Here is a 22475-nt window from a genome sequence, read left to right as displayed (position 1 = left end):
ATGAGCCTTATACTCGACAGTCTGAAAAAAGTGAACAGTACAAAAAAATCAGGAAACGCCGTACCGCCGAGCCTTCTGAACCTGAAACCTTCCGGCAGCAGGGGCAAAGCACCCAGAAAATCACTTCTGGTACTTCTCGCTGTCGCCGTCATCGGTTTTATCATTGTGCTTTTCATGCCAACTGACGACAGCAGATATAAGGTGAACGCAGCAGGCGGCATAAAACAGGATGTTCCGCAGGCGGTTCAGCCTGTGGCGGTGAAAAAGCCCGCATCGGATACTCAGCCGAAAGAGACACCCGCACCGGAATACGACCCCACAGCGGCAAACAAGCAAAGACTCGCCGCAATGAACAGTCTGCCTGAAATAAATAAGCCCGCACCCACTCCTGCACCCTTGCCTGTCCCTGCTCCCGCACCTGAACAGCAGACGGCACCGACGCCGATGCCTGAACCCCAGCCGACTACACCGTCAACAGTGCCGGCACAGCCGGTTCAGAAGAGCAATCCTTCTTTTGTTCTTACAGGGCGCGCAAAAAGAGAATACGACCGCATGATAGATTACAATACAATGACTGCGCAGGCGGCATCAGCCCTCCGCTCCGGCAACAGCAGAAAAGCAGAGGAACTCTATGGGAAAGCGCTGGCTGAAAAGGTAACAAAGCCATCTTTGACTGGACTTCTCACCGCTAAGATACGTCAGGGCAAGGTGAACGAGATACAAGGCATAATCAACAATTACTCATACACAGCCGATTCGTCTGTTATAAGTGCTGCGGCTCTTGAAATATCCGATATGGGATACACTGAACAGGCGCTGAACCTGCTTTCTGCAAATTCATCGAAAGCCGGCAGCGGACAGATATACTACACTGCGGGGATAATTCAGGAAAACTCCGCAGACTACGCCAAAGCTGAGACAGCATACAAAAAGGCTGTCCAGAGTGCGCCCGGAGACAGTTATTTTCTCTATGCGTATGCGCGCATACTGGACGTTCAGAAGAAATATGAAGACGCACTGACAGGCTACGCAAGACTTGCGGAGATGCCTTCCGCTGAAAGCGGACTGAGAAACAGCGCACAGCAGCGTGCGTCCGCAATTCAGACATATCTGGATTCTATAAGAAAGGATAAATGATCAGGAACAGAATCCGCCCTCTTTCATAAACATGGCAAGCTTTTTGTCGTAACCCATGATATGTTCTACAAGCCATTCCTGCAAAAGCACCCTGAGCCTTTCCACCACCTCTTCGCTGTGTCCTTCCGCGATAAGCACCTTGTAACAGGTCATAAGCTCATCAACAAGCCTTCTGTGGTCGTTCAGATGTTCATTGAAATCAGGATAGCCGTAGCGTTTCATCAGATCCTCTTCAGTACCGAAATGAAACCGGACATACTTCAGAAGATAGTTAAGGGTTTTGATGGTAATTTCATGACCGTACAGTCTTTCAAGACTTTCAAAGTATGAATTTATGTGCTTGAACAGATCTTTGTGCTGGGAATCGATTGTCTCGTTTCCGCTCACAAGGCTTTCACTCCATTCAGCTTTCATAATTCCTCCAATGTTAAGTAATAAAAACTGACTATAGCGGATATTTATCTAAATGAGAAATTATTTTTTGTATTTTTTATGGCAGCTTTCACATTTGAGCATTGGCGCGTGATTTCCGTCCTTGGGCCATTGCTTGTGGCAGTCGAAGCAGTTATCGCCGCATCCTTCAGAGCTTGAACCGAACTCGAAAAGTTTTTTATTGGCTGGTGTGTGGCATTTTATACAGGTGGTAAGAGCAACGTGGTCTTTGCTCCCTTTCAGTTTCGGGTGACAGGTCATGCAGTCCCCAGCACATCCGGCGTATACCGTCAGGGCAAACAGTCCCACAAATATTCCTGCACAGAATCCAAAAGCAGTTCTCCTTTTTCCGTAAGTTTTAATCTGTCCTTTTGCCATGTCAGCATCCCTTCCGCAACAAGCGTTTCTATGCGCCCGTCAAATATATTCATCAAATCGCCGTATCTGTATTTTAACGAAGAAACGTCAACTCCGTCAAGCATCCTGAGACCGAAAACAAGCTCCTGCCCCATTGCCGCCGAACCTTCCGTTCTGTCCGTTTCTGCAAATGCAGTCGGGTTCGCGATATACGAACCGACATCGCTTACTTTACCGTAAAGCACACGTCCGCCGCTGAAATTTTCCAGCGACCATGCCGCACAGCCAAGCCCGTCGTAATCTTCAAGTTTCCAGTAGCCTATGTTGTGCCTGCTCTCATGTCCCGCCTTTGCAAAATTGGATATCTCATATTTTCCGTAGCCAACCGCCCCAAGCGCCCTCTTAACATCTATGAAAGCACTTTCGCCGCAAGGTTCAGCGTCTTTCAGAAATTCCGTGTCAAAACTGTAGGAATAAGCGGAAACGTGTTCGGCTGAAAGCGAAATAATATCCGCAAGGGTCTGCATCTGAACATAATTTTCAACGGTCGGGATATCAAATATCATATCCAGATTAAGCGCCGTTTCGGGACATATTTTTCTGGCAAGCTCCGCCGTCTTAAAAATGTCATCACGCCCGTGTATTCTGCCCAGCAGTTTCAGAACATCTTCGTCCGTACTCTGACAGCCGACGCTCAGACGTGAAAAGCCGAAACCTTTAATCACCGACAGAAAATCTTCCGAAACGCTTTCGGGGTTCGCCTCTATGGTGGATTCTGCAAAATCAGAACCTATAGCTGAAAACAATTTTTCCAGAAAAACGGATAAAAGGACAGGGGACACCGACGACGGCGTCCCCCCTCCGATATACAATGTGTCGTATTTTTTCTTTTTACGCGCCGAAAGGTCTTTCAGAACAGCATCGAAGTACTTTTCGGTAAGGTGGTATGCGTCCGGTGCGGAATAAAACCCGCAGTAGCCGCATTTGCTTTTGCAGAACGGAACGTGGACGTATAATCCGCTCACTTTCCGATCGCCGTCCTTATGTCTATGATGGATTTAAGAATCTCTTCCAGCTTGTCCGGTGTCACCATGTTTGGACCGTCAGAGAGTGCATTTTCGGGATCTTCGTGGGTTTCAAAGAAGAAGCCGTCAACGCCCACAGCCGCCGCAGCCTTCGCCAGATAGGGGACATAGCCTCTGTCGCCGCCGCTTTTTCCGCCAAGTCCGCCGGGTTTCTGAACAGAGTGAGTAACGTCCATCACAATAGGAAAGCCGAACTGCGCCATATCCACAAGGTTTCTGTAGTCAACCACAAGGTTGCCGTAGCCGAGCATTGTACCGCGCTCGGTGAGAATCACCTTGTCGTTGCCGCTGTCGGTGACCTTTTTACAGGGATGCCCCATGTCGCTTCCAGGGAGGAACTGCGCCTTTTTTATGTTTACTATTTTATCCGTCTTCGCCGCCGCAACAAGCAGGTCCGTCTGACGGCAGAGGAACGCGGGAATCTGTAAAATATCGGCAACTTCCGCAACCGGAGCCGCCTGATATGCCTCGTGAATGTCAGTAAGGATGGGAAGTCCAGTCTCCGCCTTCACCTTAGCCAGCATCTTAAGTCCCTCTTCCATACCGGGACCGCGGAAACTTGTTACAGAGGTTCTGTTCGCCTTGTCAAATGAGGCCTTGAATATATATTTTATTCCGAGCTTATCAGTTATCTTCTGCACTTTACCCGCTATGCGAAGCAGCATATCCTGATCTTCTATCACACAGGGACCCGATATCAGAAACAATCCGTTCTTTATTTCACTGTAAAGGTTTTTCATCTTTATCCTGTTCTTTCTCTTTTTTAATTTTTTTGTATCGATCCTCGATACTGCAGCTTCCGCCGATGGAGCCTCAGCCGGCGCCCGGTTTCAGTCTGGCAACAAATATCACCAGGACTATGAAGACTATAAGCCCTATAAAATCTTCCATTCCGTCTCCTATTCGGCAAACCCTTCGTATGGTGTGCCGTCTATGGTATATCTGTATGTTATCCTTTCGTTCTTTTCCGGTTTATAGTTTCCGTTTACGCAAAGACTGAACTGCTCTTTCGGTTTTGTGAGCATTATGTTCAGACTTCCGTCCTTTTTGTTCAGAAGCGTATTATCCCTTACAATACCGATGAGCGGATAAATGTCAACGGGATTGGTGTTGAACACCCGCTTGATAGAGCCGCTTATCTCCAGCTCGAAAGATGTCAGCCGTCCTCCGGGATACGCGAACACACCGCTGTAGCAGACGTCTTCAATACCGTCCTGCTGGGGTTTGTTCCTGTCGCCCACATAGTCGCCGCCCTTCATCGCCGTGCGAACAAAGGTAAACTGTTTTTCCGTTCTGGTTTTGCCCTTGTCGGAATACTCGGTTATCAGAAAATAGGGTTTCAGCGTGTCATACTGCTCGGAGGAACCGGAAAAAACATGAAATCCCGTCGCCTTCGCCTCCTGAACGGTTCCGAGAGCGAACGGTTTTCCGTCCTTTATCATGTCATAAACTTCGAACTCCGCCTTATAAGGTTCTTCCGATGTCACAACCTGACCGGAATAGGTTCCTCTGCCTGTTCTGACCTTTTTGTCGGCAGCATCGGCATCCATAAGGAAAACGGACAGACTGCCCGCCTGATTTTTAGGGACGTGGGTCAGCACCAGCTTAACACCCGCCGTTGTCACCTCGTCCAGTCCGAGTTTTTTAACGTCCGGCACAGCATAGATGATGGCATTGTTATTCGCATTTGAAGAGACCACCAGCGAAGGAGTGTCCGCCTGTGTGTATATTCCGTTGTTGTTGGATATCATTGTTCTGATATCTGCAACATCTTTTGTTATCATAACCTTGCGAGTGACAGCAGAATACTTTGAAAGGTCTGATTCAAATGTTCCTCCGCCGCCGGTTCCGCTCCATTTGCCCTGCAGTTTTCCCGATTTGATCTGTCCGGTGAAAACCTGCTGACATTTGAAATCTATCCCCGTATTGGAACAGTCAAGGGTCAGATTCAGCTGACCGTTCTTCATTATCTTGCCCGATATGGGATATCCGTTAGTTCCTTTGGATGTCTTTATGTATGCAGTGCCGAAATAGGAGTCTGTAACACTGTCCAGCTTCCAGAGCTGTGTGCGTTCAGCACCGTCTGCATCTTTCAGAACGGTTTCCACCAGCCCGCTGGCAAATCTGCCTGATCTCGACGCCGCGTCCATGTCCATGTAGAAATTCGCTGAAAGCTCTATATCTTTTATGCCGTCCAGAAGCAGAGTCTTTGAGAAACTGCCGTCCGCGGCGGTCAGAACGGAATCTCCCGTTTCAAGAACCGTCACTCTTACATTCTGCATTGGAACGGTCTTATTGTTGAAAACCTTGCCCGAAAGCTTTATGCTGGCGGGAAAATCTGTTGTGAATTCAATCCTTTTAGTCTGCGTTTCATATCCGTTTCCGGACGCCTGCAGGTGGATAGCCTTCGTCATGTACAGCTTCGGGTTGTCGGCTATGAATTTTCTGATGGCGTCATTGACTGGGTTTGCAATGTCCATAATGGCGAAACCGTCGTCCGCCTGAATCCATACCACAAAAGTTCTGTTTATGAATACCAGATAGAAATCCGCGTCGTTTATATTTGATGATTTCGGAAAGATGAAAAACAGCCCTCGCTCGCCGAAACGAACCATCTGCGAGCGGTTCTTCGGCGCATCATCCGTAAGCTGTTTGAAAAGCTTTTCCGCATCGACGAAATTGTTGAAAGAGTAGATCGCCACGTTTGTCTTATACTGATCACGGCGGACAATATTCATGAGTTTTTCGGATTTACCGGAATAATAAGAATACGTTGCGCTGTAGGCAGTATTATTTTTACCCGGAGTGGAGCGCACGCCTGTTCCAAGCCAAAGCTCCGAACCGCCCGGCAGGTCGTCCGCCTTCGGAAAGAATCCGCGGATATCGTTGTCTGTGATTCCAGCGGCAAATCCGACCGCAGATATAAGAAGAACTGCAAGCAGCAGCAAAAGTCGTTTCACACCATCCCCCAAAATTAAAAAAAGTTCAATTTTTAAGAAAAGATCGCGTCGCCGTATACTCCTCGCGAAGACAATACCTGACGCGGCTGTCTAAAAATTTAAAAAGCAGAAGGTTCCCCGTATGAAGCAGGGAACCCTTTATATTAATTCAGATTGAACATCACCGTTTTAAGTTCAGTCATTTCCTCAACCGCAAATCTGGGTCCCTCTCTGCCTGTGCCGGAAAGTTTCACACCGCCGTAAGGCATCTGGTCAACCCTGAACGTGGGCATATCGTTTATCATAACGCCGCCCACCTCAAGCCTGTCTATGGCTTTGAAGGCGTTCTGAATATTATCTGTAAAGATACCCGCCTGGAGTCCGAACTGGGAATCGTTCACCCGTTCGATAACCTCATCCAGCGTCTTATATTTCATAATGCATACGACCGGTCCGAAAACCTCTTCCCGCACGATGGTCATCTGCTCATTGGTGTTTTCAAGGACAGTCGCCTCAAGTAAAGTTCCCTTGCGGTTTCCGCCCACTGCAACAACTGCACCCTGCGAAACAGCCTCTTTAATCCAGCCTTCCGCCCGTATTGCCTCTCTCTCCTCAATCATGGGACCGACGAGTGTTTTCTCGTCCTTCGGGTCACCGTTGCGGCTGGCTTTAACAGCATCCACGAACATATTGCGGAACTCGTCGTATCTGCTTTCGTGGATATATATCCTCTGAATGGAGATACATACCTGACCGCTGTTTGCAAAGGCGCCTATGACGCATTTCGGCACGGCATAGCGGATGTCCGCATCCTCGTGTACTATCGCCGCGGAGTTTGAACCGAGTTCAAGAGTAACTTTCTTTATGCCTGCTTTCGCTTTTATATCAAGCCCCACAGAGGGAGAACCTGTGAATGTTATCATGGCTATCCTGTCGGATTCAACCATAGTGTTGCCGACAACAGAACCGGAACCCACCACAAGGTTTATTCCGCATGCGGGAAGCCCCGCCTCAAGGAGAAGTTCAGTAACTTTATGAGCCGTCAGAGGTGTTGTTGATGCAGGTTTAAGCACAATAGGGCATCCTGCGGCTATGGCAGGTCCTACCTTATGCGCAACCAGATTAAGAGGGAAATTGAAAGGCGTAATGGCGCCGATAACGCCTATTGGATATCTTTTGAAATAACCGAAACGGTTGGTTCCCGACTCAGAAGCGTCATAGGGAACAAGCTCTCCGCTCAGTCTGCGCGCTTCGTCAGCGGCGAATTTGAAGTTTTCTCCGGTTCTGCCCGCCTCGCCTCTGGCAAACATAATACCCTTGCCCGCCTCTGCGCAGAGCAAAGCGGCAATCTCTTCCTTGTCGCGCTCAATGAGAGCTGCCATGTTGTCCAGAATCTTTCCGCGTCTAGCAGCCGGAAGATGCTTCATGGTATCTCTTGCCTCAAATGCCGCGTCTATCGCCTGTTTGGTGAGTTCGGCAGATGCTGTGCAGATGGTGTCTACAACGGAACCGTCATACGGGTTAAGAACGTCCATATATGTTCCGGTGTCAACCCACTGCCCGCCGATGAAGAGTTTTTTCATATGAGCCTCCGTGAACCTATGTTTTATATATAATAATTAATATACAGCCATTAACCCACGGAGGCAAACATAATCTATTCGTGTCGAAGCGCGTCTATGGGATCCAGCCTCGCCGCCTTAAGTGCGGGGAAATATCCGAAAATGATACCCACCGCAACGGAAAACAGGAACGAAAGCATCACAACTCCGCCGTCGAAAACATAAGGCACGCTTATCACCGATGAAATGGTATATGATGCCACGATGGCTATTATGATACCTATCACGCCGCCCATGGATGAAAGAACCACCGCCTCCACAAGGAACTGAAGCAGAACCTCACGCTCCATGGCACCGATGGCAAGTCTGATACCTATCTCGCGTGTACGCTCCGTAACGGACACCAGCATGATATTCATGATACCTATGCCGCCCACAAGAAGGCTTACTGCGGCAACCGCGCCCAAAAGAGCCGTCAGCACCTTTGTGGTACTGGTGAGCATCTGGGTTATCTCTTTCATATCCATGACGTTGAAGTCGTTATCCTCATTGAATGAAAGGTGCCTGCGCTCGCGCATCACGTTTTCGATATCTGTAATGGCATTCTCTGTCGATTCGCCGTCCTTTACCGAAATCTGTATCATATTTACGTCTTTGCTTCCTGTCAGTCTGCGCTGTACAGTTTTCAGCGGCATAATGATGATATCGTCCTGGTCTGTTCCCATGCTGGACTGACCTTTAACGTCAATAAGCCCTATCACTTTACAAGAGAAGGCATTTATTCTGATTGAAAGTCCCAGAGGATCCTGAGCACCGAACAGTTCTTTGCGCACCGTCTCCCCTATTATGCAGACAGAACGCCCGCCGGAAGTCTCAGCTTCCTCAAACATCCTCCCGCTTGTTATTAATCTGTTCCTTATGGGAAAAAATTCGTTATCGGTACCCGTCACAGTAGTCTGCCAGTTTGCGTTTCCGTTAACAGCAGTAACGGACGAAGACGCTGTCGGGGTTACAGCGGCAACAGAGTTCACCTCGCGTTTGATGGCAACGCTGTCCTCCATAGAAAAAGCGGGAGCAGTAGACCTGTCCGGTCCCCCCATCCTTTTTCCGGTGGTAAGTATCAGCATATTGTTTCCCATGCTGGCTATCTGCTGTGTAACCTGTTCCGTAGTTCCGTTGCCCACAGTGACAAGCGTTATGACTGCGGCAACACCTATAACAATGCCCAGAACCGTAAGGAACGAACGCAGAACGTTTCTGCGTATCTCCCGAAGTGCGAGCAGAATTGTATTGAAAAGCATTATTCTCATGACACCACCAGCCCGTCTTTGAAATGTACGGAACGCTTTGCGTATTCCGCCATGTCAGGTTCGTGGGTGACCATTACAACTGTTATTCCCTTCTCCTGATTAAGCCGTGTCAGAAGCTCCATAATCTCGATACTCCTTGCCGAATCAAGGTTTCCCGTGGGTTCATCCGCAAAAAGCACGGAAGGCTCGGTGACTATAGCCCTTGCTATCGCCACCCTCTGCTGCTGACCGCCGGAAAGTTCGTTGGGGTTATGCTTCTCCCAGCCTGTCAGCCCCACAAGGTTAAGCGCTCTTTTCGCCGCCTCTTTTCTGTGAGCGGATGAAACGCCTCTGTAGAGGAGGGGAAGTTCCACGTTTTCCAGCGCGCTGGTACGGCTTAAAAGGTTAAACCCCTGAAACACGAATCCGATATAGTTTCTGCGCAGTCTGGCAAGCTGGTCGCGCTCCAAACCGCGCACCTCCAGCCCTCCGAATTTATAAGAACCCGCCGTCGGCGTATCCAGACAGCCGAGGATGTTCATGCAGGTGGATTTTCCGGAACCGCTGGGACCCATCACCGCAACGAAGTCACCGCTTTCGATGGTCAGATCAATGCCGCGCAGTGCATGCATCTCCGACTGTCCCATCCCGTAGACCTTCGTCACACCCTTAAGCTGTATCAGCGGTGTGTCTGAATTTCCCATCACTTTCCCTTCGCTGTTACAGTGCCGACAACAAGAATATCGCCGGCTTTTATATCGCCCTCTAAAAGCTCTCTGCTGCTGCCGTTTGATTCCCCGGTTTTCACCTGAACAGGCTCAGGCATACCGTTCACAAGTTTGTAAACAGTCTGCATTCCTTCCTGTTTAACAACCTTTGTCTGCTGTGGTCTTCTGGGAGGTCTGGGCATCAGCTTGCTTATGAAAGATTCTTTTCTCTCACCCATTGCAGGGGGTGCATAGCGGAACACTTCGTTGGGAATCATTACGGCGTCCTTCTGTTCTTTAACGATAATGTCAGCCGTAGCCGTCATTCCCGGACGAAGAAGAAGTTCTCTGTTTTCAACCCTGATAACTGTCGTATAGGTTACAACGTTGTCAGTGGTCTCGGAACCGTATCTCGCCTGTATTATGTCGCCCTTGAAAATTTTATCGGGGTAGGCATCAACAGTGAATTCCGCGCGCATACCGTCGCGTACCTGTCCTATGTCCGCCTCGTCCACATCGACGTTAAGCTCCATTTCGCGCAGATCCTCAGCCAGAGTGAAGAGTTCCGGCGCCTGATATGATGCTGCGATGGTCTGCCCTGGTTCGATGCTTCTCGTAAGCACGATACCGTTAACGGGAGAGACTATTTTTGCCTTTCCAAGGTCTGTCTGGGAAGATTTAACGTTTGCCCTTGCCTGATCTGCCTGTGCAAATGCGGAAGCAGTGTTTGCAACTGCTCTGTCATATTCAGCCTGTGCTGTTTCCATATCGGTTTTTGATGGTGACTTGCCGCCTGTTATATCGTAGAGATTTTTAAGTCTGTTCAGCTTTGCCAGAGTTTCTTTTTCTGTCGCCTGCGACTGGAGTATGGATGCTTCCGCAACCTTCAGCGCCGCTTTATACTGTGTGAGAGTACTCTCAAGTTTCTCCGTGTCCAGCTCTGCCAAAAGCTGACCCTTAACCACCTGACTGTTATAATCCACATAAACTGTCTTAACCGTACCTGAAAGTTCACTACCCACGGATACTTCGTTGGTGGGTTCAAGGGTACCTGTGGCGGATATCTTAACGGTGAAGTCTCCCTTCTCCGCTTTGACGGTTTTAAATTGCGGCATCTCCCCGCGACCGCCTCCGAAAACTCTCAGCAGCAGCAGAACGACCACTATAACCGCAATGCCTGTCCAGATGAGTTTTTTACGTCCTTTGCCTTTTTTCCCGCCGCCAACCTTGGCAGCTATATCTGAAGGATTTATATTGCTCATTTATCTTTCTCCCCTGTTTCTGTGGATTCCCAGCCGCCGCCAAGCGCTTTGTAAAGTGCGACCAGATCTGTTCCCGCAGTACCTTTTCCTGCGGAAAGCTGTTTAACATAACTGATATATGACTGCTGGGCGGTCATAACGTCCGAATAATCGGAAAGTCCCGCCTGATAGCTGTTCTTTGTGAGATCATACGCATCCTTTGCCGCATCCGCCGCTTTGGCAAGCTGAAGCGTTTTGGCATAATCTTCTGAATATGACTTCATGGCGTTCTCGGACTCCTCCATAGCAGTCAGAACAGCGGATTCATACGCTGCCAGATACTGCTTTCTGGTCTCATCCTGCACCTTTATATTATTTTTTATAGCTCCGAAATCGAAAAGCTTCCATGAGAGGCTGGGACCGATAGACGCACTGGAACTGCTTTTTTCAAAAAGACTGCCAGTATCCGCCGCTGAAAACCCTATGGAACCCGTAAGGGTCAGTTTAGGATATTTATCCGCCTCTGCAACGCCCACACGCGCCGTCTGTGCCGCAAGCTCGCGCTCTGCCTTGCGAACGTCCGGTCTGCGGCGAAGCATATCCGCCGGAACACCCACTGCCGCTGTTACAGGCACCAGAGGAACAGGTCTGATGTTTTTCAGCATTTCATCAAGACTGCCCGGAGTCTGACCTGTCAGAACTGCCAGACGGTTCAGATATTCACCTATCTCTATACGAAGATCGTTAAGCCCTGTCTTTGCATATTCCAGAGAATACAGAGCTGTTTTAACGTCCGCTTCCGTTCCGGTTCCCGCCTGATATTTCCAGTCGGCTATGTTGTAAAGCTCTGTCTTTGTGGTGATATCCTGCTCCGTATAGTTCATGTTGTTTTGAGCCACCCGAAGTGATATGTAATTTTTCGCGGTTTCCGCCGTGAGCGAAACCAGAACATCGTGCAGAGATTCCCTTGAAGCATCGGCATCGGCAGCAGCCGCTTCAACACTTCTCCTCACACCGCCGAAGAGATCTATCTCCCACGATGCGTCAAATCCCGCGCTGTAGTTATCCGAAGAACTCTCTGTTCTTCCGGAATAAGTTCCGGTTGCCGCTGCAGATGCAGAAAGATTCGGTTTTCCGTCAGCCTTCGTAACACCCAGTTGCGCCCTTGATGCGGCTAGAACTGCGTACGCTTTTTTGATATCCAGATTGCCGTCAACGGTCATCCCAACCAGTTTGTTCAGCGTATCGTCACCGAATACCGTCCACCAGTTGCCTACCATCTGAGGATTATCTGCCTCAGCCTTGACAGGATTGTTCAGTGCCGTGTGCCAGCCCGCCGGCAGATTCGCGTCAGGACGGACATAGTCCCGCCCCACCGAAGCACAGCCAAAAACAGAAAGGACAACAGACAGATACAAAAAAATTCTTAATAATGTCATTGATGCTTCTCTCTTAAACAATCATTTGTAACCTATATGACAGTATATATTACATTTTGTTCCTTGTAGATTATGTTTTTCCTGTGTATTCAAACTTCTTTGAGATTGTAACATTTAAACCAAAAGGTTTTTTGCGGAATAAAACGAAAAAATAGTTTGTATTAACTTTTTTTTATGGTACTTTACATGATTGTAAACGCCGTTTGTTTCCTGTGTTCATAATAACGCAAAACCCGCACAGGAAGCATGTGCGCTGGTATTCCCACCTTTTATTATTATGCCACAGAACTCACTCAGAGAGAAATGTACAACGCCCAAAAAACAATACGGCGTGAAATGACATATATGAGGTAGTTATGCAGGTCATAGCATGTATCAAACAGGTACCTGACACCACACAGGTGCAGATCGACCCGAAGACAAACACTCTGGTCAGAGACGGAATCCCGTTCATCGTTAACCCCTACGACACACACGCACTGGAGGAATGTCTGAGACTCAAGGACAGATACGGATTTAAGGTCACTGCGGTCTCAATGGGACCTCCCAATGCAGAGGCCGCGTTGCGTAAGGCTCTGTCTTTGGGTGCGGACAGAGCGATTCTGGTGTCCGACAGGGTATTCGGAGGTGCCGACACCCTTGCAACCAGCAATGTTCTTACAGCCGCAATACGAAAACTTGCCGAAGACGAAGAAGTCGGAATAGTTTTCTGCGGAAAGCAGACCATCGACGGAGACACCGCACAGGTCGGTCCCGGCATTGCAACCCGCATGGAGCTGGAACAGCTCACTCTGGTTGACAAGATAGTCGAGCTCGACATCGAATCAAAAAAACTCATCGTCCGCAGAAAGCTTGAAGGCAGATACGAAACTGTACAGACAGTACTTCCGGCAATGATAACCGTCGTGCGGGAAATAAACCGCCCCAGATATCCCACAGTTCCCATGAGACTGCACTCCAAAGAGGCGCAGGTTGAAATGTGGAGTAACGAGGTTCTTCAGCTTGACGTGAACAAAATAGGTCTGAAAGGCTCCCCCACATGGGTAAGCAAGATCTTCTCCCCCCAGAGGGACAAGGGAGAAATGATCGGCACAGGCATCAGCGATCCGAAAGACGTGGCTTCGCTGCTTTTGGACAAAATGATATCAAAAGACATTATTACAGTATAAGGAACTGACAAGATGGCAGAAAAGATAAAAAAACCGAGAGGCAAGGCGAGGCTTAAGCCCGACACCTGCATAGCCTGCGGTGCAAGGTGTGAAAGCGCCTGCCCCGTTGACGCAGTTAAAATGGACGGCGAAGGCTCACCTATAATAGATGAAGTAAAATGTATCGGCTGTGACAAATGTATCAAAGTATGTCCCGCCGACGCGCTGTATATGTTCCTCACCGATGAGCAGAAAGCTCAGCTTGAGGCATGGGAAAAACAGAAAGCCGCAGGCGCAGCCGAAGAGGAACTTTCCGAAGAGGATAAAAAACTCAAGGAATATCTGGCGCAGTACAGAGGCGTTTGGGTGTTTGTGGAACAGACCGAAGGGGTCGCCGCAGACGTTTCATGGGAGCTTCTGGGCGAAGGACGCAAACTCGCCGACAAGCTCGGCGTTGAGCTTTGCGCTGTGGTGATGGGCGAAAACGTTGCCCACATAGCCGAAGACGCAGGCAGATACGGCGCTGAAAAGGTGTATCTCGCCGATATGCCCGTTTTCAAAAACTACAGAACCCAGAGCTATCACAGGGCAATGTGCTGGCTCGTGGAAAAATACAGACCCGAAGTTATCCTCATGGGCGCAACCGGTATGGGACGCGACCTTGCGGGTGCCGTGGCAACAGAGGTTGCGACGGGACTTACCGCGGACTGCACAGGGCTTGACATCGACGACAAGCGCAACCTGATGCAGACCCGACCCGCTTTCGGCGGAAACATCATGGCAACCATCATGTGCGACAAATACCGTCCCCAGATGGCAACCGTACGCCCCCGCGTCATGGGCATGCCTAAAAAAGCCGACGCATCCAAAGCAGTCATAATCGCAGAACAGCCTCCTGTCGTTGAAGAGGACATCCTCAGCAAAGTTCTGAGCATAGTATCTGACAAAAAGGCAGACGACGTTGACATCTCCGGCGCAGAGATACTGGTTTCCGGCGGAAGGGGAATGATGGCGCCGCAGAACTTCAAGATACTTCAGGAGCTTGCGGACGAACTGGGCGGAACGGTATCCGCTTCCCGCTCTGCTGTTGATGCAGGATGGATGGCTCACTCCAGACAGGTCGGACAGACGGGCAAGACCGTAAGACCCAAGATATACGTCGCCTGCGGAATCTCCGGAGCCATACAGCACCTTGTGGGTATGCAGGATTCCGACGTTATCATCGCAATAAACAAGGACAAGGACGCGCCAATCTTTGAAGTGGCAACATACGGCATCGTAGGCGACCTGTTCGAGATTGTTCCCGCTCTCACAGAAGAGATAAGAAGAAGAAGGGCTGAAAAAGGTGGAAGAAATGGTTAATATACCTTTTATCATATTGTTTGCTGTATCAATGATCTTTTTCGCATACAGCGTTACCAAAAAGATAGGTCTGGTCAGACAGGGCAGATCGCTGAACAGAACCGACAGAGGCGGAATCAGAACAGCCGCAACCCTCATCAACGCGATATTCCAGAAGAGCGTCATCAGAGGCAGTTTCGGCATAAACCACGCGCTTCTGTTCTGGTCGTTCCTCATCCTTCTGCTGGCAAACGGAGAATTCCTCCTCAGCGGGCTTTTCCCCAGAATTTCTTTCGGGATGCTTCCCGCACCCGTACACCACTGGCTGAAACTCGTGTTCGACATAGTTTCAGTTCTTGTGCTTATAGCCGTCATAGCAGCGGCACTCAGAAAAATATTCCACCCGCTCTATAAAGAATCGCGCACAGCAGAGGCGTTCATAATCCTCGGGGTTATCGGCGCGCTGATGCTTGCATATTTCGGCATCACATCATTTGAAATAATGATGGGCTGGCTTCCATGGAAATTCGCCCCCTTCTCCGCATTGTTCTCTGTTGCATACCTCGGACTTGATACGGAAGGTATACACAAACTTGCGGTGTTCTTCTGGTGGGCGCATGCGGTGCTTCTGCTGGGCTTCATAAATTTCCTGCCTTACAGCAAACACATGCACATACTTACGGCTATCCCCAACGTATTCTTTAAACTGCTGGACAAACCCGCTATCCCTCAGCGCGAAAACTTTGAGACAGTTCAGGTTCTCGGCGCTGAAAAATATCAGGATCTCACATGGAAAGACCTTCTGGACAGCCTTACCTGTACGGAATGCGGGAGATGCCAGGTCAACTGCCCCGCAAATCTCACGGGAAAGCCGCTGAACCCCAGAACCCTTATCCATAAAATAAAAGAGAACATGAACGCCAAACAGGCGGAACTTGTGGGCGAAGGCGAACACCAGATATCAAAAGACGCTATCTGGGCATGCGTAACCTGCGGAGCCTGCATGGAGGTCTGTCCGGTGTTCATCGAACATGCGCCCAAGATAATCAAAATGCGCAGAAACATGGTTCAGATGAACTCCGACTTCCCCGAAGAACTGCTTAACCTGTTCGAGAACATGGAACAGAGAAGCAACCCCTGGGGTATAGCACCCTCTGAACGCACAAAAGTATTTTCAGGTATTAAGGCAAAAGACTTCAACCCTGAAGAAACGGAATATCTCTTCTTCGTCGGATGCGCCGGAGCATTCGATTCCCGCAGTAAACAGATAACACTTGCCGTGGCGATGCTTATGAACGAAGCGCAGGTCACATGGGGAACTCTCGGCAAGGACGAACTCTGCTGCGGCGACAGTCTGCGCAGACTGGGCAACGAATACGTTTTCGAGCAGATGGCGCTTAAGAATGTCGAGATGTTCAAAGCCCGCGGCGTTAAGAAGATAGTGACACAGTGTCCCCACTGCTTCACAACACTTAAAAACGATTACAAACAGTACGGACTTGATATCGAAGTCATTCACCATACACAGCTTCTGGACGAGCTTGTGCGCGACGGAAGACTGAAAGTGAACGACAACCATAAAAAATCCGTGATAACATACCACGATTCATGCTATCTGGGCAGACACAACGGCGTTTACGAACAGCCCAGAAACATCATCAAGGCAATCACAGGCAAAGCACCCGTTGAGATGGAACGTACTAAAGACACAGCTTTCTGCTGCGGAGCCGGCGGCGGTCGCATGTGGATGGAAGAGAATCTGGGCGAGCGTATCAACGTGAACCGCGCTCAGCAGGCTCTGGACACAAACGCAGGAACTCTCTGCACAGCCTGTCCCTACTGCATGACGATGATGTCAGACGGTATGAAAGACCTTAATGCTAAAAGCATATTCGTTAAGGATATAGCGGAAGTTCTGGCAGAATCAGTTCTTCTGTAAGAATTATATATGAGACTGCTTCGTCACTTCGTTCCTCGCAGAGACCTGAATTTCATTCCGTCTTCGCGAGGAGCGACAGTGACGCGGCGATCTTTTTTTTATTCCGGAATACAAACCTTTTTCGATAACATTTCAGCAACAGTTCTCACCAGCACCAGCACAACAACACACGTCGTAACCGCCAGCAGAACAAGCGCCATTGACTTAAAGAACACTGCGCCCGTCATTTTATACATCAGTATCGTCGCGATGGTAATAGCGTCCATAGGGAACGTATACGCCCACCACGACATATAGAACGGAGCTTTTCTCAGCCTTGGAAACATGGAAACAAGCACAAGCGTTGTAAACACTGCAAAATAGAAAAGAATCCTGCCGAACGAATCCAGTCCGCCGGTCAGTTTTGAATATGATATAAAACCCACGGCAGGGGGTGCTATCATAATGAACAGCGTGGGCATGAACTTCTGCACAAGAGCATCGTGAAAAATAACCCTGTAAATAACTATCGTATAAAGCACAATCCACAAAACAAGCCCTATTGAGAAGAAGAACCACGACATTTCGGTTCCGCCGAAATTCGCCCCCACAACAGGCACAAGTATATTACCTACAACAGGAATGAACCATGCTGGGTTCATGGCGTGTATCTTATACTCCCTGAAAAACCACATGTTAATGATAACAAACGTGAATGTGATATGAACAAGCGCACCCGCCCACCACAGAGCAGACGCAAAAGGGTGGCATATGTTCTCGTATCCGATGCTTAAAAGGAGCATTGAAATAGATATGGTGGGGAAAAAATTCATCCGCACAGGGTGGATAAACTCGTGCTTAACCTCTGTCGGATATTTTATCAGCTTAAGAGCATAGATAAGAACAAGAACGGCAAACCACACGGTCACTGCATACAGAAAATACTTTGAAAACCCGATGGTGCCTGCCTTCATCACGGAACCATAGCGCATATATGCTATGGCAAGTCCCGAAAGCCCCATAACCGTTGAAAAAAGCGTTATGGGGAAATTCTTTAAACGATTTACTTCTGTTTCTTCCATCTGAACCTCGGTAATTGTTATTTATTCAGAAAACAATATATACCGATTATTCAGATTGTCATGTAAAATTTTGTTAAAGCGCCGCCCAGTCCAGAATCTTTTTCTGTATGGCGTCCCGCACAGTGCGGGCAAAGGCGAGCTTCTGTTCATCCGTTCCCTGAAACGACGACGGATCGGGAAACTCCCAGTGCATCTTTTCACCTGAAACCGGAACCACAGGACATCTGTCCGCCGCCTCTTTATCGCATACGGCAATCACATAATCAAAATCCTGCCCCAGAAATTCCGTCACACTCTTTGTGCGGTTGCATGAAATATCCACACCGACTTCCGCCATTGCACGCACAACAAACGGATTCAGACTGCCTGGCTCAAGCCCTGCACTATGCGCCGAAAAGCCGGACAGCCCGTTGAGAAAGCTCTCTGCCATCTGGCTTCTGGCGCTGTTATGTACACATACGAAAAGTACGCGCTTCATATTATTAACCGCAGCAGCCGGAACAGCCGCATCCGCTTCCGCCGCTTGACGCGTTCTTCTGTTTGAGAAGTATCTTTATCTCATGGACTGTGGGCAGGGGTTTTCCCTCGTGAACGACAACTTCGTCCACAACCAGTCCGGGAGTGACCATTATATAGTTGGATATTTCAGTCATATCGTTGACATATTCGATATCTGCATCAATCCCCAGCTCTTTAACCGCCTGAAGGGTCATTTCGTGCATTTTCTTACAGTTTACGCATCCGGGACCTAATACTTTTATTTTCATGATTTACCTCACATATTTCCGTATATCATTCCTGCTGTACAAGACATAATAACCACCAGAAGAACGTATGCCACTGTTTTTTTAAGCCCTATGACACTGCGTATAACCAGCATGCTGGGCAGACTGAGCGCGGGACCTGAAAGCAGGAGCGCAAGTGCGGGACCTTTGCCCATTCCGGCACCCATGAGACCCTGCAATATAGGTATCTCGGTCAGAGTTGCAAAATACATCAAAGCGCCTGCCACAGAGGCAAAAAGCGTTGCACCGAAACCGTTGCCTCCAACCAGCATATAAATGTATTCTGAAGGTATCACGCCCTCGTGACCGGGACGTCCCAGAAGAAAACCGGCAATCAGAACCCCTATGAAAAGAAGAGGAATTATTTGCTTAGCATAGCCCCAAGTCTCCTCTATCCACAGTTTGCGCTGATCTGCGTTAAGCACATAAAAACTCATTAGTATAACGGCGCACAGACTCAAAAATGTAAGATACCATTTCATATCATATATCGCCGCAAAAAGAGTTCCGCCCACAGCAGGTTTAGCCCATGTGGCGAATATCAGAACCGCCGTCATGGCGACAAAAAACAATATCTGTAAAAGGACGTTCTCCGCCTTCACATCCCGCATGGCAAGCGCCTGACGCTCCGCCTCTTCTCCACGGAACAGAAACGCCATCACGACGCCTATGATTACTGAAAAGAGAATGGCAAGAATTCCTCTGGCAAGCCCCATCTCAAGTCCAAGTACCCTTGCCGTAAGCACTATGGCTAGAATATTTATGGCGGGACCGGAATAAACGAACGCTATGGCGGGACCAAGTCCGGCTCCGCGTTTATAGATACCTGCGAACAGTGGAAGAATGGTGCATGAGCAGACGGCAAGCACAGCGCCTGAAACGGACGCAACGCCATAGGCGGCGACACGTTTGGCGTCGGCACCGAAATATTTAATCACGGAAGCCTGCGAAATAAGAACGCTTATGGCTCCCGCTATGAAAAGCGCCGGGATAAGACAGGTCAGCGTATGCTGGCGGACGTATTCCGACAGCAGATAGAAGCCCTCCAGAATTGCGGAAGAAACACTTACCGATTCAAACGGTGTAAAATACAGCACTGCAAACAATGCCGCCAGCGAAACAAACTTGTATATTTCTTTCATAGATATCTCCTGACAGATGTATAGTACCATCCGCAGGATATGTCAATTATATTTCTAAGAATATAATATTATATCATTTCCTTGAGCTTCCCTATGATCCCTTCGGGTCTCAGAACCATGAGCATCTCGCCGTTGGGCTGTGTCTGGTCAGGTTTTACGATACATTCGGTGTATTTGCTGTTATCGAGTATATGGTCGGAACACTCCACCCTGTCAAGGGGTATCTGCGGTATTTCGCCAAGCGCATCAGCTATGAGACCGAAAAGCTGGTCGTCTCTGTAGCGCAGAACGATTATCTGGCTGTCGTTATCTACCTCTTTGTCAGGCAGGTCAAGAACACTGCGTATATCCACCACCAAAAGCGGCAGATCTTTATATATCCGCCTGCCTTTTACAAATTTATGACTGCCGGGAACGGTTGTAAGCCCCTCGGGGTTGATAGCCTCCACAACGTTTTCTGTCTTTATACCCAGCCATTTTGTGCCGATGAAGAAGGTTGCAACCTCTATGCTGTCCTTGCTGCCTGCCGCACTTTTAACGCGCACGCTGTCACCGCGCCTGCGGATGTTATATACTTGCTCCGCGGAAACCTTAGCCAAAGGAGTGAATATCAGAGCAATTACATCATTCTCGTACCCGTCGCCCTGTTTGTATTCTCTGTATCCGCTGCCTGTATGCGCTCCGACGGCATAATAATAACCGCCGTATTCGATTATCTTTGAAATACCCTGCCCGTTCTTCATATTGAGGAATTCTTTATCTACTGCAATAATATCGCCGGTTTTCAGATCTGAGCAGGTGGAGCTTATGACATAACCTTTTCTGTCGGCAAACACACCGAAGACGCCCTCTTCAACCTCTCCGCGTTCGTTCCGCGGAAGTGCGTCGTGAAGCATAGCCTCAAACTGCGGTTCGCTGTCGAATACTATCCCTATGCCGCCCAGAGTATTTTTTCCGTTTTTAAAAGAGGTTATGGCTGCGCCGTAAATGTATGTGTGTCTGTCGCCGTAGAGTTCGCTTGTTTCAAACTTTGAAACGCTGTACTGACAACTCTCTCTGAGAGCAAGAGTATTGCGTACGAAATCTTTGCTGAGAACAGAGCCGACTATGTGTTCTTCGGTGGGGTTTGAAACTGCAATCACCCTTCCGTATGAATCATATACGAACAGATTGGTATATACTGTGTAAAGTCCGTTTATGTATTGCAGAATTCCGCTTATCTTCTCTTTATCTTCCGCCTCGATCTTCGGTTTGTCCAGTATGCGCTTAAAGGCGGATGTCAGCGCCCACCAGCGGCAGTCATTCGCACGCTCGTAAAGGTTTCTGTCCATGATATCCACCGCAAGCGCCGCCCAGAACCATACGTTTGAGAGTATGGAATCTATGACCGTCTTGTGCAGATTGCCAATGGACTGTTCAAATATCTTTTTGGTCTTGGCGCCTGTGCCGGAAATGCTCCAGAGAAGCACTTTTGATGCAGGGTCGCTCTCCTTCACGTTTCCGTTCCATACGGTGCGCTCAAGGTCGCTCTGAATCTTTTCCGCCTGAAGGGGAATACTGCGCAGTTCGCCCGAGAACAGCCTCGGGTCGCTCATTACAGCCTCCAGGATCTTATCGTTTATGCTCTTTTTCGCGGAACTCTCTTCCGATATCTCAAAAGCGCTCTCAAGCGGTATCATAACGTGTCCGTACCAGCCGAGTCCGAAAAAGCCCTGATATCCTTTTGTGGGACAGGTCTTAGCGATATATTTCTTTCCGGCAAAGATAACCATGCCGTATTCTTTGTTAAGCGCCATATCCATCTTAGCCCCGATTGGAACATGGTATCTGTCCGAGCTGGCGATTACATGGCCGTCCGCATCGAGGATAAGCTTAACCGACCAGTCGTCTTTCGACGACAGGTTGCGGAATATGCCCTCCATCTCGTTCTGAAAGCGGAAGCAGAGACAGAGTACGCCGAGAACGTCATCCTTTTCCTCATTGCTTCTTGTTACCCTGTATGCGTATATGAGTGATTTTTCATTCTGCGGCAGAAGGTCGCAATATCTGTACACTTCAAGATATTCTCCATCAACCTCAACAGCGTCCTTAACCAGAGGATCGGAGGTCTTTAACACCTTGCTGTCCTGATCCATCTGCACAAGAACGTTCCCGTCCGTATCCAGAAGAATTATGTTGAAATATACCGAGTATTTAGCGATATATTCCCGAAAACGTTCAATGAGCGCCTGTTTCATCTCTTCGCGCAGCTGCGTTCTGTTCAGCGTGTCACACACCTGCTCGTCACCGCCGCCCTTGCAGAGGATGTCAAGTTCTTCGTTTTTTATGATGAAATCTCTGATATCGTCGTCAGTGGCAAGAAAGCCAATGTCTGCGGTGCGCTCGAAAAGGTTGCGGATGAGGATATCCACGGCAACCTGCGCCTTCGACGCTATCTCCTGCACCGTCTTTCGCATGTTTTCCAGTGCAAGCTGACAGAGCAGTTTATTTGTAAGATCCAGAAAGCCCTTACGGGTTCCGGTCATGTCTGTGCCCGTGCCGACCATCTGCCCCAGAATGGTCAGCAGATCCCACTGGGCGCCTAGCCGAAGCAGTTCCTCACGGTATTCGTCCACACTGTCCATGTGGTTTATGACCCCGATCAGCGATTTCGGAATTTCGATATCTTTATAGGTGACCATTTCTTCAGCAGACATATATACCCCCGTTGTCGGAAAGTTAAACTAGCCAGAAACGTGCCACATCATATTTATCAATAGCATCATTTAATTAAAGACCCATTGTTAAATTTTACTCAAATATTTTACACCAAACAGATTCGTCGGCTAACCATACCATGTTTATAAAATTAAAAATTTAATGGAGAAACAA

The 22475-nt window shown here is 48.8% G+C and carries 19 protein-coding genes; 4 read left to right on the top strand and 15 right to left on the bottom strand.

Annotation, left to right across the window (positions count from 1 at the left end; all coding sequences use genetic code 11):
• Positions 1 to 1137: a tetratricopeptide repeat protein gene (locus tag LRY47_RS07730; RefSeq protein WP_295223898.1), complete on the top strand. Its 1137-nt coding sequence runs from the start codon at positions 1 to 3 to the stop codon at positions 1135 to 1137.
• On the opposite strand, the gene LRY47_RS07725 is transcribed toward LRY47_RS07730, so the two are convergent.
• The 10 genes from LRY47_RS07725 to LRY47_RS07680 form a co-directional block, all read right to left on the bottom strand.
• Entirely contained in the window at positions 1138 to 1551 is a 414-nt protein-coding gene (locus LRY47_RS07725) for a hemerythrin family protein (RefSeq protein ID WP_295223896.1), read from the bottom strand.
• A 60-nt stretch (positions 1552 to 1611) separates the two neighbouring features.
• Positions 1612 to 1878 (bottom strand): cytochrome c3 family protein, encoded by a 267-nt coding sequence (locus LRY47_RS07720; protein WP_295223894.1) that lies wholly within the window; start codon positions 1876 to 1878, stop codon positions 1612 to 1614.
• A complete protein-coding gene (hemW, locus tag LRY47_RS07715) occupies positions 1860 to 2951 on the bottom strand; it encodes a radical SAM family heme chaperone HemW (protein WP_295223892.1) in 1092 nt (363 codons plus the stop codon). The genes LRY47_RS07720 and hemW overlap by 19 nt, the downstream gene beginning before the upstream one ends.
• Positions 2948 to 3751, bottom strand: coding sequence for a 3-deoxy-8-phosphooctulonate synthase (gene kdsA, locus LRY47_RS07710; protein ID WP_295223889.1), 804 nt, complete (start codon positions 3749 to 3751; stop codon positions 2948 to 2950). Before kdsA ends, hemW begins: the two co-directional genes overlap by 4 nt.
• Positions 3752 to 3910: 159 nt before the next feature.
• Positions 3911 to 5971: a hypothetical protein gene (locus LRY47_RS07705; protein ID WP_295223886.1), complete on the bottom strand. Its 2061-nt coding sequence runs from the start codon at positions 5969 to 5971 to the stop codon at positions 3911 to 3913.
• A gap of 143 nt (positions 5972 to 6114) precedes the next feature.
• On the bottom strand, positions 6115 to 7533 hold the full coding sequence (locus LRY47_RS07700; protein WP_295223885.1) for an aldehyde dehydrogenase family protein: 1419 nt from the start codon (positions 7531 to 7533) through the stop codon (positions 6115 to 6117).
• 74 nt (positions 7534 to 7607) lie between these two features.
• Positions 7608 to 8813 (bottom strand): ABC transporter permease, encoded by a 1206-nt coding sequence (locus LRY47_RS07695; protein WP_366043461.1) that lies wholly within the window; start codon positions 8811 to 8813, stop codon positions 7608 to 7610.
• Between the two features lie 5 nt (positions 8814 to 8818).
• A complete protein-coding gene (locus LRY47_RS07690; RefSeq protein WP_295223882.1) occupies positions 8819 to 9505 on the bottom strand; it encodes an ABC transporter ATP-binding protein in 687 nt (228 codons plus the stop codon).
• Positions 9505 to 10770 carry an efflux RND transporter periplasmic adaptor subunit gene (locus LRY47_RS07685; protein WP_295223881.1) on the bottom strand — a complete coding sequence of 422 codons (1266 nt, stop codon included), beginning with the start codon at positions 10768 to 10770 and terminating at the stop codon, positions 9505 to 9507. Before LRY47_RS07685 ends, LRY47_RS07690 begins: the two co-directional genes overlap by 1 nt.
• Positions 10767 to 12188 carry an efflux transporter outer membrane subunit gene (locus LRY47_RS07680; RefSeq protein ID WP_295223880.1) on the bottom strand — a complete coding sequence of 474 codons (1422 nt, stop codon included), beginning with the start codon at positions 12186 to 12188 and terminating at the stop codon, positions 10767 to 10769. Before LRY47_RS07680 ends, LRY47_RS07685 begins: the two co-directional genes overlap by 4 nt.
• 356 nt (positions 12189 to 12544) lie before the next feature.
• Between LRY47_RS07680 and LRY47_RS07675 the strand changes: the two genes are divergently transcribed.
• The 3 genes from LRY47_RS07675 to LRY47_RS07665 are packed head-to-tail and all read left to right on the top strand — an operon-like array spanning position 12545 to position 16616.
• Positions 12545 to 13357, top strand: coding sequence for an electron transfer flavoprotein subunit beta/FixA family protein (locus tag LRY47_RS07675; RefSeq protein ID WP_295223879.1), 813 nt, complete (start codon positions 12545 to 12547; stop codon positions 13355 to 13357).
• Positions 13358 to 13369: 12 nt separating this feature from the next.
• Complete coding sequence (locus LRY47_RS07670) at positions 13370 to 14698, top strand: electron transfer flavoprotein subunit alpha (RefSeq protein WP_295223878.1); 1329 nt, start codon at positions 13370 to 13372, stop codon at positions 14696 to 14698.
• Positions 14691 to 16616, top strand: coding sequence for a (Fe-S)-binding protein (locus tag LRY47_RS07665; protein ID WP_295223877.1), 1926 nt, complete (start codon positions 14691 to 14693; stop codon positions 16614 to 16616). Before LRY47_RS07670 ends, LRY47_RS07665 begins: the two co-directional genes overlap by 8 nt.
• A gap of 98 nt (positions 16617 to 16714) precedes the next feature.
• Here LRY47_RS07665 and LRY47_RS07660 read toward each other — a convergent pair whose 3' ends face one another.
• The 5 genes from LRY47_RS07660 to LRY47_RS07640 all read right to left on the bottom strand — a co-directional run bounded on the left by LRY47_RS07660 (position 16715) and on the right by LRY47_RS07640 (position 22300).
• The gene (locus tag LRY47_RS07660; RefSeq protein ID WP_295223876.1) at positions 16715 to 17677 is read right to left on the bottom strand and encodes an SLAC1 anion channel family protein; all 963 of its coding nucleotides are present in this window, start codon (positions 17675 to 17677) and stop codon (positions 16715 to 16717) included.
• A gap of 73 nt (positions 17678 to 17750) precedes the next feature.
• Entirely contained in the window at positions 17751 to 18155 is a 405-nt protein-coding gene (locus tag LRY47_RS07655) for an arsenate reductase ArsC (RefSeq protein WP_295223875.1), read from the bottom strand.
• 4 nt (positions 18156 to 18159) lie between these two features.
• The gene (locus LRY47_RS07650) at positions 18160 to 18444 is read right to left on the bottom strand and encodes a thioredoxin family protein (protein ID WP_295223874.1); all 285 of its coding nucleotides are present in this window, start codon (positions 18442 to 18444) and stop codon (positions 18160 to 18162) included.
• Between the two features lie 8 nt (positions 18445 to 18452).
• Positions 18453 to 19604, bottom strand: a complete 1152-nt coding sequence (locus LRY47_RS07645; RefSeq protein WP_295223873.1) for a permease — start codon at positions 19602 to 19604, stop codon at positions 18453 to 18455.
• A 68-nt stretch (positions 19605 to 19672) separates the two neighbouring features.
• A complete protein-coding gene (locus tag LRY47_RS07640) occupies positions 19673 to 22300 on the bottom strand; it encodes a chemotaxis protein CheW (protein WP_295223872.1) in 2628 nt (875 codons plus the stop codon).
• Positions 22301 to 22475 lie beyond the last annotated feature (175 nt).

Origin of the sequence: Seleniivibrio sp. (assembly GCF_021209385.1) — a bacterium.
Lineage (GTDB): Bacteria > Chrysiogenota > Deferribacteres > Deferribacterales > Geovibrionaceae > Seleniivibrio.
The sequence above is the reverse complement of the archived record's forward strand: the minus strand, read 5'-3'. Positions and strand labels throughout refer to the sequence as shown.

What these genes read in the sequence shown, in the direction of transcription:
- LRY47_RS07730 (WP_295223898.1), top strand. Translation starts at nt 1, where the DNA reads ATGAGCCTTATACTCGACAGTCTGAAAAAAGTGAACAGTACAAAAAAA.
- LRY47_RS07725 (WP_295223896.1), bottom strand. Translation starts at nt 1,551, where the DNA reads ATGAAAGCTGAATGGAGTGAAAGCCTTGTGAGCGGAAACGAGACAATC.
- kdsA (WP_295223889.1), bottom strand. Translation starts at nt 3,751, where the DNA reads ATGAAAAACCTTTACAGTGAAATAAAGAACGGATTGTTTCTGATATCG.
- LRY47_RS07700 (WP_295223885.1), bottom strand. Translation starts at nt 7,533, where the DNA reads ATGAAAAAACTCTTCATCGGCGGGCAGTGGGTTGACACCGGAACATAT.
- LRY47_RS07695 (WP_366043461.1), bottom strand. Translation starts at nt 8,813, where the DNA reads ATGCTTTTCAATACAATTCTGCTCGCACTTCGGGAGATACGCAGAAAC.
- LRY47_RS07690 (WP_295223882.1), bottom strand. Translation starts at nt 9,505, where the DNA reads ATGGGAAATTCAGACACACCGCTGATACAGCTTAAGGGTGTGACGAAG.
- LRY47_RS07685 (WP_295223881.1), bottom strand. Translation starts at nt 10,770, where the DNA reads ATGAGCAATATAAATCCTTCAGATATAGCTGCCAAGGTTGGCGGCGGG.
- LRY47_RS07680 (WP_295223880.1), bottom strand. Translation starts at nt 12,188, where the DNA reads ATGACATTATTAAGAATTTTTTTGTATCTGTCTGTTGTCCTTTCTGTT.
- LRY47_RS07675 (WP_295223879.1), top strand. Translation starts at nt 12,545, where the DNA reads ATGCAGGTCATAGCATGTATCAAACAGGTACCTGACACCACACAGGTG.
- LRY47_RS07670 (WP_295223878.1), top strand. Translation starts at nt 13,370, where the DNA reads ATGGCAGAAAAGATAAAAAAACCGAGAGGCAAGGCGAGGCTTAAGCCC.
- LRY47_RS07665 (WP_295223877.1), top strand. Translation starts at nt 14,691, where the DNA reads ATGGTTAATATACCTTTTATCATATTGTTTGCTGTATCAATGATCTTT.
- LRY47_RS07660 (WP_295223876.1), bottom strand. Translation starts at nt 17,677, where the DNA reads ATGGAAGAAACAGAAGTAAATCGTTTAAAGAATTTCCCCATAACGCTT.
- LRY47_RS07655 (WP_295223875.1), bottom strand. Translation starts at nt 18,155, where the DNA reads ATGAAGCGCGTACTTTTCGTATGTGTACATAACAGCGCCAGAAGCCAG.
- LRY47_RS07650 (WP_295223874.1), bottom strand. Translation starts at nt 18,444, where the DNA reads ATGAAAATAAAAGTATTAGGTCCCGGATGCGTAAACTGTAAGAAAATG.
- LRY47_RS07645 (WP_295223873.1), bottom strand. Translation starts at nt 19,604, where the DNA reads ATGAAAGAAATATACAAGTTTGTTTCGCTGGCGGCATTGTTTGCAGTG.
- LRY47_RS07640 (WP_295223872.1), bottom strand. Translation starts at nt 22,300, where the DNA reads ATGTCTGCTGAAGAAATGGTCACCTATAAAGATATCGAAATTCCGAAA.